Below are 14,823 nucleotides of genomic sequence, written 5' to 3'. Positions count from 1 at the left end.
GCGTATCCAACCGACGGACGCCGCGACGATCCCACAACGCCCTCGGGCCGGACGACGAGACGATCCCAAGTGCCCTCCGCGCGGGCAGCGCAGTGATCCCACGGGCCCCAGCCCCCACACACGAGGGCCCCAGCCCGCACAACGCGAAGACCCCAAAGGCCTCAGCGCGCCCCGGATGGGCGGTTACGCGGGATCGCGCGAAACGCGGGTAGCGTACGCGACGTGCGGGGGAAGCGGGAGGACGTCCGGGTGGAGGAGACGACGCTCGTCGGCGAGCCCGAGCCCAGGCCCGGGCCCGCCCGGGCGGCGGCCTCACTGGCGCGGCGGCACGGCTGGTTCCTGGCGGTCCTGACCCTGGGCGCGGCGCTGCGGGTCGTCACGATGCTCGGCTACCGCCCGGCCCTGTGGTTCCCCGACTCCTTCACCTACGTCGTCACCGTCTTCCACCCCCGCCCCGACCTGGTGCGCCCGGCCGGCTACTCGGCCTTCATGAAGGCGCTCGAACCGTTCCACTCCTTCGGCGCGATCACCGCCGCGCAGCACCTGCTCGGCCTGGCCACCGGCGTGCTGGTCTACCGGTGCGCGCGCCGGGCGCCCCGGTGGGTGGCGACGCTGGCCACGGTGCCGGTGCTGCTGGACGCCTACCAGATCGAGCTGGAGCACCTGCTCGTCTCCGACGCGCTCTTCATGTTCCTGGTCGTCGCCGCGATCGCGCTCACCCTGGCCGACCGGCCCGTGGTGATCGCCGTCGGGCTGCTGCTGGCCGCCGCCACGCTCACCAGGACCGTCGGCCAGCCGCTGATCGTGGTCGTGGCGGCCTGGTTCCTGCTGCGCAGGCGGGTGGGGCTCGCCGGGATCGTGGTGGTGGCCGCGCTGGCGCCGGTCATCGCGTACGGGGGCTGGTTCTACGCCACCTATCACCGCGTCGGGATCGTCGGGGCGAACGGCGTGTTCCTCTACGCCCGCACGATGTCGTTCGCCGACTGCGCGAAGATGGAGCCCCCACCGGATCTCAAGGTGCTCTGCGACCCCCGGCCGCCCGATCGGCGTCCGCCCTCGCAGGAGTACATCTGGGCCAAGGACTCACCGCTCGTCGCGCTGCCCGACATCACGTTCACCGAGGAGACCGACGATCTGGCGGGCCGGTTCGCCTCGCTGGCCATTCGTGAGCAGCCGCTCGACTACGCGGCCTCCGTGCTGTCTGAGCTGGGGCGTTCGTTCGTCTGGGGCCGTCCGGTCTACCCCGACCACGAGATCTACGACTACTACGAGTTCCCCGCCGTCTCGCCGCGGCCTCCGGGCCGGTGGGCCGCGCAGCTCGGCGTCGACCTGGGCAAGCGCTACGAGCGGGGACCGATCGGCACCGAGGTCGTCGAGCCGTACGCCGGCTGGATGCGCGCCTACCAGAGTGTCGGGCGTCTGCCGGGCACCGTGCTGCTGGCCGTCCTGCTCGTCCCGCCCGCCCTGGCGATCAGGCGGTGGCGGTCCGGCGGGCGACGGCTCGCGAGCCTGACCAACGAGCCGCCCCCGTGGTTGCTGCCCTGGTCAACGGCGGTGCTCCTGCTGGTCATACCGCCGGCCGTGGCCGAGTTCGACTACCGGTACGTCCTGCCGGCCGTACCCCTGGCCTGCCTGGCGGCGGCTCTGGCCACCCGTTCCGACCCCCGCACTGCGTAAAGACTTTGACGATGAATATTCCGCTAAATGTCCAGTTCTGAGTATGCTTTTGCGCGGTAACATCACGTCCGGGTCACGGTCGATTCTCTTCGTCATGGCTGCGGGTACGCCGTCCGTGACCTAGTCTCGTGGCGCAGAATGACCGAGCCAACCGGACTAGGCGAGGGGGCGCATGAGTGACCAGTGGAGCGTGTCCGTGCAGGACCGCAGGGTCGCCTCGACACAGCCCGGCAGCCGGATGTCGCGCCGGGCGGCGGCATCCTCTCCTCCTCCCCCGCCCCCCGAAGACCTGCCGCCCCGCGGCCATCGCGGCGGCGGTGGCGGTGGTGGCAACAAGATGCGCGTGCTGGCCTGGATCAGCATCGCGACCACCTCGCTCATGGTCGCCGGCGCGCTGACCGGCTACACGCTCTACCGCGACGCCTTCAGCAACATCAACCAGAGACCCGTCGACAAGGACATCATCAACCCCCGGCCGCCTGAGACCGGCGCGCTCAACGTGCTGCTGGTCGGCTCCGACACCCGCGCGGGCAAGGGCAACGCGAAGTACGGCCAGGCGGACGCCAGGAAGGCCGACGCGGGCGGCAAGCGCACCGACACGATCATCCTGATGCACATCTCGCCCAACCGGGACCAGGCGCGGCTCATCAGCTTCCCGCGCGACTCGATGGTGCAGATCCCCAAGTGCAAGAACGAGACCACCAAGCAGGAGATGCCGCCGCGCCGCGACATGATCAACTCGGCGTACAGCTCGGGCGGCGTCGCCTGCACGATGTCCACGCTGGAGACCCTCACCGGCATCCGCGTCGACCACTTCGTCGAGGTCGACTTCAGCGGTTTCAAGAACATCGTCGACGCGCTCGACGGCATCGAGATCTGCCTCGCCAACGGCGTGGACGACAAGAACTCCCACCTGAAGCTGCCCGCGGGCAAGAGCGTGCTGAACGGCGAGCAGGCGCTGGGCTACGTCCGGCTGCGCCACTACGGTGACGGCAGCGACATCCAGCGGATCAAGCGCCAGCAGATCTTCCTGAGCAAGGTCGTGCAGAAGGCCACCAGCAGCCAGCTGCTCACCGACGTCGGGAAGCTCAGGGACTTCATCAAGGCCACCGCCAAGTCGGTGACGATGGACCCGGACCTGGCCAACGACACCAGCCAGCTCATCGAGATCGCCACGAGCGCGCAGAAGATGACGGCGGGCGGGGTCAAGTTCACCACGATCCCGTGGCAGCCCGACCCGGATGACAAGAACCGGGTGATCTGGCGGCAGCCCGACGCCAACGAGCTGTTCAACGCGATCAAGAGCGACGTCGACCTGCCCGAGCCCGCGGCGTCGGCGTCGACCGCCGCCTCGACGCCCAAGATCAACGTAAAGCCGGAGCAGGTCCAGGTCCAGGTGCTCAACGGCACGACGACGACGGGCAAGGCCAAGGAGGTCGCCGACCTGCTGAGCAAGGAGGGCTTCAAGGTCACGGGCGTGGGCAACTATCTGGCCGCCGACGGCAAGAGCCAGGCGGCCACCCAGGTCCGCTACGCCAAGAACGCCGCCGACGGCGCCGCGTACAGCGACGTGCTGATCAAGGCGATGCAGCCCAAGCCGGCTCCGACGGCGGGCAAGCTCAAGCCGACGACCACCCAGCCCTACACCTCCCCGGTGCCGGTGCCCTCGACGACCCCGGCGACGGCGAAGCCGCCCGTGATCCAGCTGATCATCGGCGAGGACTTCAAGTCGGTCAAGGTCACCAAGCTGCCCGACAGCGTCACCAACAGCACGATCTCGGCGGACAAGCAGAAGAACGTCTGCACCTGACCTCCGAGTTCCCTGTGTAACCGGGGGTTCTCGCACTGCACGTGAGACAGGAGCCTCGTGGCCGGGCTAATGTGTAGCGGGTCGGCGACGCGGCTCGTCTCACTCGTCAAGGACGTGTGCATGCGTGCTGCCTGTCGCGTTCCCCCGACCCCGAGTGAAGCTGAGCGACTCCGTAGTGTCTGACACCAAGCACTCCCCACCGGTCACGACGCCCCCCGACCCGGGTGACGCCGACGAGGCCACCGGCCCCGCGAGCACAGGAGCTCAATGGCCGCTGCCGGAGGAGGCTTTCTGGAGTGAGAAGACGGATCCGCACGGCGTCGGCCCGTCCAAGACGGACCAGGAGTCGGATCAGGAGCAGCCGGAGCCGGCCCCCGAGCCCCAGCCCGAGGCCCCCAAGCGCAAGCGCGACCCGTATCTGGACAACGTCAAGTTCGTCCTGATCGCGTTCGTGATCGTCGGCCACTCGCTGGTGCCGACGCTGTCCACCGACTCGGCCAGGTCGCTCTACATCTTCATCTACACCTTCCACATGCCGCTGTTCGTGCTCGTCAGCGGCTATCTGTCCAGAAACTTCTGGAACTCCAACGCCAAGACGAACAAGCTGGTCGACACGTTCGTCGTGCCGTACGTGATCGTGGAGGTCGGCTACGCGCTCGTCCGGCTCGGCCTGGGCCAAAAGTGGAGCCTCACGATCATCGATCCCGCGTGGATCAACTGGTACCTCCTGGCGCTGCTGTTCTGGCGGCTGTCCACACCCGTGTGGAAGCGGATGAAACACCCGATCCCGGTGGCGATCGCGATCTACCTGTTCGCCGGGTTCTCGCAGATCTCCGGTGACTTCAGCATGGACCGCTTCTTCGGTCTGATGCCGTTCTTCGTCATCGGGCTCGTGATGCAGCCTGAGCACTTCGAGCTGCTCGACCGCCGGTGGATCAAGATCGTCTCGGTGGTCGTGGTGCTCGGCGCCGCCGCGGTGTCGATCTTCATCGCGCCCAAGGCGCCGCTGAAGCCCTTCTACTACAAGCACAGCTTCCAGGACTTAGATCTGTCCTGGTGGATGGGCCTCGGCGTACGCGCCGGGCTGCTGATCTGCGGGCTGGCCATGTCGTACGCCGTCCTGGCGCTGGTGCCCAGGCGCGAGACCTGGTTCACGGATCTCGGCACCCGCACCCTCTACTGCTACCTGCTCCACGGCATCCCCGTCCTCATCGCCAAGGACCAGGGGTGGCTGGAGCTGCCCTGGCTGCACGGCCCGCTCGGGGTGCTGGCGATCAGTGCGAGCTGTTTCGCCCTGGCGATCGTGCTGTGCCTGCCCGAGACGCGCACGGTGTTCAAGTGGGTGCTCGAACCTCGGCTGACTTGGCTCTACCGTCGCCCGTCAGGAAGTTAAGCGGCAATTCCCCCAGCATTTACGCCATTGACCGGGTAGCGGCGCAGCATCGACCGCATGCGTGTATGCGTAGCCACCACCGTCCACCATCCCGAGGACGCCCGGATCATGCATCGGCAGATCCGGGCGCTGCTCGACGCGGGCCACGAGGTGACCTACGTCGCGCCCTTCACCTACTACAACGTCACGCCCGCGATGGGCGTCGCCGCGATCGACGTGCCACGCAACGCCGGCTACGGCCGGGCGCGGGCCGCGCTCAAGCGCGGCCTGAAGGGCGCCGACCTGCTGGTGCTGCACGACCACCGCCTGCTGCACACCCTGCCCTTCCACCACCCGCCGATCGTCTGGGACGTACGGGAGCAGGTCACCGCCAGGCAGTTGTCCCGGGCCGAGCGGCGTCACCACGTGGTCACCTCCGCCGTGGTGCCGGAAGCCACCCTGGTGTCGGCGACGCCGCCCCCGCCCGGCGACACCAGGGTGGTGCACATCGGGCGGCTCTCCCTCGAGCGCGGCGTCTCCGAGCTCATCGGGCTGGCCGAGCGGCTCGTCCCGCACGGCATCCGGATGGACCTGCTCGGCGCCGCCGACCGTGAGGTCCGGCCGCTGCTGCGGGACGCGCAGCGGGTCGGGCTGCTCGACTGGTTCGGGTACGTCCCGAACCGCCACGCCCTCCGCATGGCCGAGGGCGCCCTGGCCGGCCTGGCCCTGTCGGCGGAGACCGGCCCGAGGACGCCGACCAAGATCCTCGACTACATGGGCCGGGGGCTCCCGGTGATCACCACACCGCACGGCTCGGTGGCGGAGCGGGTCGGGTGCGGGGTCGTGGTGCCGCTCGACGTGGACGCGCTGGTGAACGCCGTACTCGATCTCAAGGAGGACCCCGCGCGGCGGGTCGCCCTGGGGGCGCGCGGCCACGCGGAGGCCCGGCTGCGTCACCACTGGCCCGACCACGCGGCGGAGTTCGTGGCCAGGATGGAGAGGTGGGCGGGGGTCCGGGTGCCCGCCCATTCCCTGGCCGTCTAGGGCCGTTCGAGGTCGTAGGTGACGTCCGCCACGCGGACCGTCTGGACCAGCGGGTCTTCGATGATCTTCCGCAACTCGCCGATCTTGGTCCCCGAGTCCACGTAGGCGTAGGCCAGACCGTCGTTCGCGGCCTTGCGCAGGCGGGCCAGGCTCAGGTCGAAGTCATGCAGGTTGTCGTCGTCGTAGTCCTTGAGGATGCCCACCCAGCGGCGGAAGTCCGCGAGGTCCAGCTTGATCGCCTCATCGGGCCCGATCGCGGTGATGATCTTAGTGGTGTCGTCCGTTTCGGGCCTAGGGTCCCACGTCGTCATCCGACCCCACGTGATGGGGATCGACCTGGGGCGCCGCTCGTACACCACCTTGTCGGCGTGGGTCTTGTATCGGGCGGTGAAGGCGGCGAGCTCCTCGGCGGTGAGCGGCTTGACGAACTCGATCACGGAAAGCGCGTTGAGTCTCACGGGCAGCCTGGCCAGGACCTTGCGGCTGTCCTGCTTGGGCTGGTTGCCGGTGCTCACGTTGGCGAGCGCCGTGCTCAGCGTGGTGTTGGCGCCGCTACCCAGCGGCAACCTGCCCACGTGACCGAAGAAGTCCTGGGTGATGACATGTTCCACGCCACCGTAACCACCGACGTAGCCCCCGGTGGCCCGCATCGGGCTGACGTTCACGGTGAACGACATCGACAGCGGCGTGGTGATACCCGAGTCCATGACGCCGATGTCGTAGGCGGGGTTGTAGATCTTGAAGGCGGTGCCGAGCACGTCCGTCATGCGCCGTTCCCGATCACCGCGCTGCTGGATCAGGCTGGAGCCGACCGTCGCCACCAGGACGAGGACGACCAGCACCGCCAGCACGATGATCACGGTGCGGGTGAGACCCCGCCGGACGGCCCGGCGGGTCGCTTTGGGGTCGAAGTCCGGCATGGGCAGCAGGTCGTCTTCAGTCATGGAGGACTCCATAGATGTCGGCGAAGGCGGCTCTGGCCCGCCACACAGCGGTCTTGATCGTGGCGTGCTTCTTGCCGGTCATCGCGGCCACCTCGACCAGTGAGAAACCCTCGAAGTAGACCAGGGCGAGCAGCCTGCGGTGCTGCTCGGGCAGCCGGTCCAGGGCGTCGCGCACGGCCAGCGACTCGACGTGCATCGCGGGCACGCCGAGCTCGTCGGGGTCGGGCAGGGCCAGCTCACGGCGGTGGCGCCGGACGTGGTCGACCAGAACGTTGCGGGCGATGGAGAGCAGCCACGCGGCCGCGTTCTCGCCGCGCCAGCCGAGCAGCGCCCTGGTGGCCTTGACGAACGTCTCCTGGGCCAGGTCCTCGGCGAGATGGGGGTCGCGGGTGCGGCGTAACAGGAACCCGCACACGAGCGCCCAGTGCTCGCGGTACAGCTCCTCGATGATGATGCCCTCCGCGTTCTTACGAATGTCACAACAGACCAGACGGGATCCGGGCAGGAATGGTCACACGGCTTCCCGGTTGATGTACTGGTCTCATGTCTTCGCATCTGATCCAGGGCCGCACGGTGAGCATGCCCGTCCAGGTGAGAGACGCCACGGTCTGCAGCGTCATGTATCCCGTCCGGGCCGACGCCGCCAGGGCGGTGATCGCCTACTCGGGACTGGACGCGGCCGAGGTGTTCCCCGGCAAGGCGATCTGCGTGCTGGTGTTCGTCGACTACCGCGAAGGTGATCTGGACGCCTACCACGAGTTCGGTGTGGCGTTCCTGGTGCGCCCGCCGGGTGTGACGCAGTCGGTCGGGCTGGGCGATCTGCGGCGGGCCGGAGTGTTCATCCACTGGCTGCCGGTCAATCAGGGGTTCACCTTGGAGGCGGGCCGCCGCATCTGGGGCTTTCCGAAGGAGCTGGCCGACATCGACCTGCGGCTCGACTCGCCGTACAAGCGCTGTGTCCTGCGCAAGGACGGGCGGCTGGTGCTCGACCTGCTGCTCAAACCGGGCATGCCCGCGCCGGGCGCTGGCGCGCTGGTCCCGCTGGACGCCTTCACCCACCGGGAGGGCGTGACGCGCCGCGTCCCGTGGTCGGTGGAGACCCATGGCGTCCGCGTACGGCCCGGCGGCGCGCTGATCCGCCTGGGCAACCACCCGATAGCCAAGGAACTGAGCGAACTGGGCCTGCCGAAGCGCCCCATACTCACCACCACGGTCGCCCGCGCCGCCATGACCTTCGGCGACGCGGCGGCCATCTAGGCCCGAGCGCTCCACCGTCCGTCGACGCGGCTGATCCGCACCGGGTGGTCGAAGCACTTGCTCACCAGGTCGGTGGTCAGCACCTCATCCACCGGACCCGACGCCATGCACTCGCCCTCCCGCAACAGCAGCGCGTGAGTGGTGCTGGCGGGCAGCTCTTCCAGATGATGGGTCACCAGTACGGTGGCCAGCGCGGGATGCTCCCCGCGCAGCACGTCCAGGCTGCCGAGCAACTGCTCCCGGGCGGCCAGGTCCAGCCCGGTGGCGGGCTCGTCGAGCAACAGCAGCCGGGGCCGCGGCATGAGGGCCCGCGCGATCAGCGCCCGTCCCCGCTCTCCCTGGGACAGGTGGGGCCACCGCGCCTCGGCCTTGCGGGCCATCCCCATCACCCCGATCAGCCGCAGGGCCTGCTCCTCCTGCTCCGCGGTGGGCACCCAGCGAGGGACGAGCTCGATGGTGTTGGTGGCCCCGGTCAGCACCAGTTCCCGGACCCGGAGGCCGGACTCCAAGGAGTGCCGCGGATTGACGTGGCCCAGAAACGAGCGGAGCTCTCGCATATCCACCCGGCCGAGCCGATGGCCCAGAACCTCGACGATCCCGCGCGTGGGGTGCTTCACAGCCCCGAGGAGGTCCAGCAGCGTGCTCTTCCCGGCCCCGTTGGGACCCAGCAGCGCCCAGTGCTCCCCCGGCCCGACGGTCAGAGAGATCGACCGCAGCAGGGAAGTCCCGTCACGTACGACATCGACCTCGACAGCACGGAGCACAGCCCCACCGGTAACAGGATCCATCGGGGCAGGCTATCAAGATTCATCAGATGTCTGAGGACTGGCTCACACGATGGGCGGACGGCCCAGTTTCACCATGCGCCAGGCGGTGCGCCAGGCCATCGGGCGGCGCTCGCCGGCCGGTGTCCGCAGTCCTTCGAAGAAGCCGGTGAACCACGCCTTGATCGCCACCCCGGACCGGCGCTCCCGGATGAGCGTCAGCACCACCCAGTCGAGCAGATAGAGGGCCGCCAGCGGCCACGGCAGGTTGCGCCGCGCCAGCCACACCCGGTTGCGGGCGTTCAGCCGGTAGAACTCGGCGTGCCGCGTCGGCGGGACCTGCGGGTGGTACATGACCGTCTCGGCGTCGTACTCGATCCGGTAGCCCTCGCCCAGCAGCCGCCAGGCCAGGTCGGTCTCCTCGTGAGCGTAGAAGAACCGCTCCGGCAGGCCGCCCACCTGGAGGAAGGCCGAGCGGCGGATCGCCGAGGCGCCGCCGAGAAAGGTGGTGACGGGTGAGGAGCGTTCCGGGTCGCCCGCGCGCAGGCGGGGCACGTGGCGCCGCTGGCCGATGCCGCCGTCGGGGTCCATCACCCGGAAGGAGATGACCGCGAGGTCGGGCTCGGTGGCGAAGCGGTCGCGTACGTGGGACACGACCTTCTGGTTGGCGTACCAGCCGTCGTCGTCGAGGAACAGCACGACATCACCGGAGCATTCCTCGACGCCGCGATTGCGGCCGGCCGGGATGCCGGTGTTGCGTTCGAGCCGGACCGTCTTCACGGTCGCGGACGAGCCCACGGGTGGCGTCGCCGACACCTCGGGCACGTCGGCACCGTTGCCGACGATCACCACTTCGACGTCGCCGTCGATCTGGTTGAGCGCGGACTCGACCGCCCGGGTCAGCTCCGCGACCCGGTTGCCCATGGTGAGGATGACGCACGAGATCTTCAACGGGTCATCGTCCTGACGCGTCGAGAACACGGGCGGAGCATTCTTTCATGATCACCGAGTCTGCTGGTATGCATATTTCCTGATATTGGTGGAGCTAAGAGTATCGGAACCGTACGTGAACCCCCACCGAACGGCGGACGTCCGATCAATACGACGATCGGGAGGCTCCGCCGGTTCCGATGTGCGTTCACGCAAGCCGCCTCGATGCCAGGATGCTGACCAGATGAAGGACGGTCTGCAGCGCGGCGGACGCGAAGCAGACGACCAGGAGCACGCGCGTGGCCATCAGATCGCCGGTGACGGCGTCGATGACGGCGGTCACGACCGTGAGCAGCGACAGCTCGATCGGCTGCATGATCCGGTGGAATTGCGTCGCCCCCACCACCCGCCTGGCCAGCCCCAGCAGCCCGGATCGGAACTGCCCCACGGACGCCTCGGTGGCATTGGGCAGGCCCCCCTTGGCCCTGGCCACATCCACGAGGTCGGTCTCGGCCTTGATGAGGATCGCGCCGAGCGCGGCGGCGACGCCCAGCACGGTGTACCAGTCAGGCAGGACGGCCGATGCGCGCCAGCCCAGCCCGACGAGCACCGCGGCCTCGGTGAAGTAGGCGCCGACGCGGTCCAGGTAGACGCCGACCAGCGACGTCTGCCCGGTCCAGCGGGCCAGCTCGCCGTCGGAGCAGTCCAGCAGCAGGTAGACCTGGACGAGCAGGGCGGCGGCCACCGCGGCCCACAGCCCCGGCAGGGCCAGCACGACTCCGGCCAGGATCCCCGCCACCGTCATGACCCAGGTGAGCTGGTTGGGCGTGACGGACGTCTTGGTCATCAACCAGGTGACGTAGATGGACAGCCTGCGCATGTAGAGCACGCCCGCCCAGTGCTCGCCGTTCCTGCGCTCCAGGTGTCCGGCGGGCTGGGCGACCCGCCGGAGCTCAGCTACCGAAGGCCCGGACATAGTCCCCCACCCGATCGCGGACCTCGGACTCCGGCATGCGCAGGTGCTCCAGGATCGTGTAACGGCCGGGACGGGTGGCCGGCGCCAGCGTGACGGCCTCGGAGAACTGCTCGCTGGTCAAGCCGATGTCGGCCGGGACGACGGGCAACTGGTGCTGTCGCAGGCAGTCGGTGACCTGCTTGAGCCGGGCGGCGTCCTCCCTGAGGAAGAAGCAGAAGGCGGCACCGATCCCGGCGAGCTCGCCGTGATTGGAGGTGCCGGGGAAGAGCTGATCCACGGCATGAAGGATCTCATGGTCTCCACCGCTCGCGGGCCGAGACGAGCCGGCAATCACCATCGACATGCCGGACATGATCAGCGCTTCCGCCAGAATGGTGAGGAAGGCATCCGACTCGATCGAGTCGACCCGGCCGATCAGCGCCTCGGCCGCGATGCGGGCCATCGAGCAGGCCAGCCCGTCGATGGGCTCGCCGCGCTCCATGTTGCCGAGCTGCCAGTCCTCGATGGCCGACAGGTTGCTGACCACGTCGCCGACTCCCGACCGGACCAGCGACTCCGGTGCGCTGTGCACGAAGTCGAGGTCGACCAGGACCGCCAGCGGCATCGGCACGCCGAACGTGCCCTTGCCGCCGTCGTACACCAGCGAGGCCGTGGGCGAGCAGATGCCGTCGTGGGAGAGGTTCGTGGCCACGGCGACCATCGGAATGCCCGCCAGCGAGGCGGCGTACTTGGTCGCGTCGATGGTCCGGCCGCCGCCGACGCCGACGACCACCTCATAGGCGCCCTTACGCAGGTCGGCGCCGAGCGAGACGGCCGCGTCGACCGAGCCGTCGGACACCCTGAACACCTCGGCCTCATCGAGCGTGGGCGCGATCAGGCCCTCGATGTGGTCGCCCTGCCCTGGGCCCACGGCCACGGCCACCCGGCCGGAGGTCGCCACCCGGGTGTCGGCCAGCAGCGCGCCGAGCTCCGCGACCGCGCCGCGCCTGACCATGATGGCCAGCGGCGCGGGCAGCATCCGCGCTAGAAGCGGCATACCCGCCTCCTCAGTAACGAACGGCTATGGTGCGAGCCTTGGCCAGGTCGTCGTGGTTGTCCACCTCGACCCAGTCGACCTCCCCGATAGGCGCGACGTGGATGCGCTCGCCGCGCTCGACCATCTCCTGGTAGCCATCCTCGTAGTAGAGCTGCGGATCGCGCTCAAAGGTGGCCCGCAGCGCGTCGGCCAGGCGCTCGGCGGCGCCGGGGCGGATGAGCGTGGCGCCGATGTACTCGCCGTAGGCGGTGGCCGGGTCCATCAGCTTGGTGATCCGCTTCAGGTCGTCGCCGTCGAGGGTGACCTTCATCTCCTCGTCGGCCAGCCGCTTCACGTTGTCGACCGCGAGCAGGATGTCGCTGGTCTCGGGGGCCGACAGCAGCGTCTTCTCGATCGAGACGGGGTGCACGGTGTCGCCGTTGACGAGCAGCGCGCCCTGCGCGAAGTAGTCGCGCGCGCACCACAGGGAGTAGGCGTTGTTCCACTCCTCGGCCTTGTCGTTGTGCACGAGAGTGAGCTTGACGCCGTGCCGCTTCTCCAGCGCGTCCTTTCGCTCATGTACGGCCTGCGCCGCGTAACCGACGACGACCACGACCTCGCGCAGGTCCACCTCGGCGAGGTTGCGCAGGGAGATGTCCATGATCGTGGTCTCACCGTCGACCGGCACCAGTGCCTTCGGCAGCGTGTCGGTGTACGGTCGCAGGCGTCGTCCGGCTCCAGCGGCCAGCACCATTCCCAGCAACGTCCACTCCTCAGTCGGGCATTCAGTCGGGCATGACTACTTAGGACCCAAAGGTTAGTTGCCTTTGGGCCCTCCCCGGGTAATCGGCCGTTAGTCTCGCGTTTCCGTCTCGGCCGCGGCCACCCTGGAGGGAGCCGTGGCGAGCCAGCAGGTGAGGCTCTCCCACCCGAACAGGACCCACAGATACAGGGCGAGCAGCACGAATCCGCCGGTGACGAAGCCCACGAGCGCCGCCAGCGAGACCACGATCATCCGCCCGTCCCAGCCCAGCCCGAACGTGCTCAGCCACGGCGGCGGATAGACGCGCTGACGCAGCCGGTAGATCAGGTCGTAGTGGTGGAAGGCCAGCGCGCCGAGCAGTGCGAAGATCAGCACCGGCGGCACGTCGTGGGCGAACCCGCAGGCTGCGATGAAGGTGTACTCGATCAACCGCAGCACCGGCGGCACCAGCCAGTCGAACCGGCCGTCATGCGGATGGGAGCTGCCCGGCCCGGCCAGCAGCAGCGTCACGGCGGGCGCGAAGACCGCCAGCCCCTCGGACCCGGCCACGCCGATCAGCAGCAGCACGCCGATCACGAACGCCCCGGCGATCAGCGGGGGCAGCGGCGGGAGCTGCCCCGACACGAGCGCTCCCATGCCGCGCGACAGCGGCCCGTCGTCGCGATAGGCCACGACGGTGCTGCTCGGCACGGGCGTCATGTGGACAGAGTTCATCGCGCCGACCTCGCGATCCGGCCGACGAGCAGGTAGAGGGCCGCCACCCCGCCCCAGCCGAGCAACGCGATGAACGTGACCCGGGCGTTGTAGACGCCGGCGGTGATCGCGATCAGCGCCATTCGCTCCCCAATCGGCAACACGATCATCTTCTTCAGCCACCACAGGACCTTTTCGCGCTCCATGCGCCGCGCCAGGCGGAGCACCCCCTGCGGGGGTACGCCGTAGCGCCCGCCGTCGGCCGACTCGTGGAGCGGAATCACCGGTTTGCCTCCCGGGACGCCGACACGGCCCGCGTCCTTCGCCGCGGCCCCGAAGGCGTAGTTGATCGAATGTCGTACCACCTGGAGGATCATCGCGGCGACGGCTAGATACCAGATGCCGTCGGGCCCGCCCTCGCTCAAGGGCAGCCCCGCGGCGTAGCCGAAGGCCAGTCCCACGTAGACGACGTACTCCTTCAGCCGGTCGGCCATGGAGTCGATCCAGGCGCCGAGCGGCGAGAACATGCGGGTGTAGCGGGCCAGTTGGCCGTCGAGACAGTCGAGGCAGAACGACAGGTAGAGCAGCACGGCCCCGGCGAGCTGCGCCGGGCGGTTGCCCGCCGCGAACCAGATCGACGACAGCACGGCCAGGCCGATCGAGATGCCGGTGACGGCGTTGGGCGTGAGCTTCAGCGCGGCCGCGGGCCGTATGAGATAGCGCGTCCAGGACGAGACGAAGTAGGTGCTGAAGAAGCCGTCGCTCGACTTGACCGCGGTGTCCAGGCGTACCCGGGACTCGTCGACGTCGGCGAGCCTGCCCAGCGCGTTGTCGGCCGAGACCTGGCCGGTCACCCGGTCGCAGTGGAGCGGCCCGATCGAGGCGGCGCGTACCGCCACGCCCGACCTGACCAGGCCCACCAGCAGCAGATCGACCGCCTCGACGGTGGTGACGGGGCCCAGCTTGCCCATCTCGGCGAGCTCGGCCAGCTCCTCGGCGACGTCGGCCAGCGCGGTCAGGTCGGCCTCACGCGCCTGGAGCACGCCGCGGAAGGTGGCGTTGGCCTCGGGGACGAGGTGGAATGAGCTGCCGGCCGCGACGACCTTGCCGCTCTCGACCCGCACGGGCGGGCGCATCGGCGTGGCGGTGGCGTCGTAGGAGACCAGGGCGCTCGTGTCGCGCGCGGGATGCTCCAGGAGCAGCGCGAGCGCGTCGGTGTGGGCGACGAGGTCGGCGGGCAGCACGACCACCGCGCCCGGCGCGACGCGCGCGATCTTGGCGATGCCGCGCAGGTCGGCGCTGAGCCCGCCGAGCCCGTCACTCGGGGACACCACCTGGACATCGAGGACGGAAAGCTCGGCGAGCTGGCCGTTGAGCCGGTCGAGCAGCGTGCCGTCGGCGCAGGAGAGCCTGCAGGCCGGTGTCGTGGCGAGCAGCACCACCGAGGTCGTGCTCTCGCGGGTGAATGAAACAGGCTTCACTGAGTCGGTCACAGCACAGGACTCCTCCCGTTCGCGAGGGAGAGCGTGGACACAGCGTAGCGACAGGGCAACGCGATATCACGGAACCGGACCGTTA

At 69.1% G+C, this 14,823-nt stretch carries 14 protein-coding genes; 5 read left to right on the top strand and 9 right to left on the bottom strand.

Features of this window, described 5'->3' with window-relative positions; all coding sequences use genetic code 11:
* Positions 1-222: 222 nt before the first annotated feature.
* The 4 genes from KLK06_RS01855 to KLK06_RS01840 all read left to right on the top strand — a co-directional run bounded on the left by KLK06_RS01855 (position 223) and on the right by KLK06_RS01840 (position 5,903).
* The gene (locus KLK06_RS01855; protein ID WP_308168057.1) at positions 223-1,677 is read left to right on the top strand and encodes a hypothetical protein; all 1,455 of its coding nucleotides are present in this window, start codon (positions 223-225) and stop codon (positions 1,675-1,677) included.
* Positions 1,678-1,849: 172 nt separating this feature from the next.
* Positions 1,850-3,487: an LCP family protein gene (locus KLK06_RS01850; protein WP_214633482.1), complete on the top strand. Its 1,638-nt coding sequence runs from the start codon at positions 1,850-1,852 to the stop codon at positions 3,485-3,487.
* A 175-nt stretch (positions 3,488-3,662) separates the two neighbouring features.
* Positions 3,663-4,880: an acyltransferase family protein gene (locus KLK06_RS01845; RefSeq protein ID WP_214633481.1), complete on the top strand. Its 1,218-nt coding sequence runs from the start codon at positions 3,663-3,665 to the stop codon at positions 4,878-4,880.
* A gap of 57 nt (positions 4,881-4,937) precedes the next feature.
* Positions 4,938-5,903, top strand: coding sequence for a glycosyltransferase (locus tag KLK06_RS01840; RefSeq protein ID WP_214633480.1), 966 nt, complete (start codon positions 4,938-4,940; stop codon positions 5,901-5,903).
* Here the strand turns inward: KLK06_RS01840 and KLK06_RS01835 are convergent.
* Positions 5,900-6,847, bottom strand: a complete 948-nt coding sequence (locus KLK06_RS01835) for a hypothetical protein (protein ID WP_214633479.1) — start codon at positions 6,845-6,847, stop codon at positions 5,900-5,902. The two genes, KLK06_RS01840 and KLK06_RS01835, sit on opposite strands and share 4 nt — an antisense overlap.
* Positions 6,840-7,286 (bottom strand): RNA polymerase sigma factor, encoded by a 447-nt coding sequence (locus KLK06_RS01830; protein WP_284734873.1) that lies wholly within the window; start codon positions 7,284-7,286, stop codon positions 6,840-6,842. The genes KLK06_RS01835 and KLK06_RS01830 overlap by 8 nt, the downstream gene beginning before the upstream one ends.
* Before the next feature lie 104 nt (positions 7,287-7,390).
* Here KLK06_RS01830 and KLK06_RS01825 point away from each other — a divergent pair, with 104 nt between their 5' ends.
* Positions 7,391-8,104 carry an acetoacetate decarboxylase family protein gene (locus tag KLK06_RS01825; RefSeq protein ID WP_214633477.1) on the top strand — a complete coding sequence of 238 codons (714 nt, stop codon included), beginning with the start codon at positions 7,391-7,393 and terminating at the stop codon, positions 8,102-8,104.
* Here KLK06_RS01825 and KLK06_RS01820 read toward each other — a convergent pair.
* The 7 genes from KLK06_RS01820 to KLK06_RS01790 all read right to left on the bottom strand — a co-directional run bounded on the left by KLK06_RS01820 (position 8,101) and on the right by KLK06_RS01790 (position 14,738).
* A complete protein-coding gene (locus KLK06_RS01820; protein ID WP_214633476.1) occupies positions 8,101-8,892 on the bottom strand; it encodes an ABC transporter ATP-binding protein in 792 nt (263 codons plus the stop codon). The two genes, KLK06_RS01825 and KLK06_RS01820, sit on opposite strands and share 4 nt — an antisense overlap.
* 42 nt (positions 8,893-8,934) lie before the next feature.
* Positions 8,935-9,819, bottom strand: coding sequence for a glycosyltransferase family 2 protein (locus KLK06_RS01815; RefSeq protein ID WP_214633918.1), 885 nt, complete (start codon positions 9,817-9,819; stop codon positions 8,935-8,937).
* Positions 9,820-10,006: 187 nt separating this feature from the next.
* Positions 10,007-10,774, bottom strand: a complete 768-nt coding sequence (locus KLK06_RS01810; RefSeq protein WP_214633475.1) for a CDP-alcohol phosphatidyltransferase family protein — start codon at positions 10,772-10,774, stop codon at positions 10,007-10,009.
* Positions 10,752-11,792 (bottom strand): iron-containing alcohol dehydrogenase family protein, encoded by a 1,041-nt coding sequence (locus KLK06_RS01805; RefSeq protein WP_214633917.1) that lies wholly within the window; start codon positions 11,790-11,792, stop codon positions 10,752-10,754. Before KLK06_RS01805 ends, KLK06_RS01810 begins: the two co-directional genes overlap by 23 nt.
* A gap of 28 nt (positions 11,793-11,820) precedes the next feature.
* Complete coding sequence (locus tag KLK06_RS01800) at positions 11,821-12,552, bottom strand: sugar phosphate nucleotidyltransferase (RefSeq protein WP_214633474.1); 732 nt, start codon at positions 12,550-12,552, stop codon at positions 11,821-11,823.
* 90 nt (positions 12,553-12,642) lie between these two features.
* A complete protein-coding gene (locus tag KLK06_RS01795; protein ID WP_214633473.1) occupies positions 12,643-13,266 on the bottom strand; it encodes a DUF5941 domain-containing protein in 624 nt (207 codons plus the stop codon).
* Positions 13,263-14,738 carry a CDP-alcohol phosphatidyltransferase family protein gene (locus KLK06_RS01790; RefSeq protein WP_308168056.1) on the bottom strand — a complete coding sequence of 492 codons (1,476 nt, stop codon included), beginning with the start codon at positions 14,736-14,738 and terminating at the stop codon, positions 13,263-13,265. The genes KLK06_RS01795 and KLK06_RS01790 overlap by 4 nt, the downstream gene beginning before the upstream one ends.
* Positions 14,739-14,823: the final 85 nt, after the last annotated feature.

Origin of the sequence: Nonomuraea sp. NEAU-A123 (genome assembly GCF_018603905.1) — a bacterium.
Lineage (GTDB): Bacteria > Actinomycetota > Actinomycetes > Streptosporangiales > Streptosporangiaceae > Nonomuraea.
The sequence above is the reverse complement of the archived record's forward strand: the minus strand, read 5'-3'. Positions and strand labels throughout refer to the sequence as shown.

Coding starts and splice junctions, on each gene's coding strand:
- KLK06_RS01795 (WP_214633473.1), bottom strand. CDS start 13,266: ATGAACTCTGTCCACATGACGCCCGTGCCGAGCAGCACCGTCGTGGCC.
- KLK06_RS01840 (WP_214633480.1), top strand. CDS start 4,938: ATGCGTGTATGCGTAGCCACCACCGTCCACCATCCCGAGGACGCCCGG.
- KLK06_RS01825 (WP_214633477.1), top strand. CDS start 7,391: ATGTCTTCGCATCTGATCCAGGGCCGCACGGTGAGCATGCCCGTCCAG.
- KLK06_RS01835 (WP_214633479.1), bottom strand. CDS start 6,847: ATGACTGAAGACGACCTGCTGCCCATGCCGGACTTCGACCCCAAAGCG.
- KLK06_RS01820 (WP_214633476.1), bottom strand. CDS start 8,892: ATGGATCCTGTTACCGGTGGGGCTGTGCTCCGTGCTGTCGAGGTCGAT.
- KLK06_RS01810 (WP_214633475.1), bottom strand. CDS start 10,774: ATGTCCGGGCCTTCGGTAGCTGAGCTCCGGCGGGTCGCCCAGCCCGCC.
- KLK06_RS01850 (WP_214633482.1), top strand. CDS start 1,850: ATGAGTGACCAGTGGAGCGTGTCCGTGCAGGACCGCAGGGTCGCCTCG.
- KLK06_RS01805 (WP_214633917.1), bottom strand. CDS start 11,792: ATGCTGCCCGCGCCGCTGGCCATCATGGTCAGGCGCGGCGCGGTCGCG.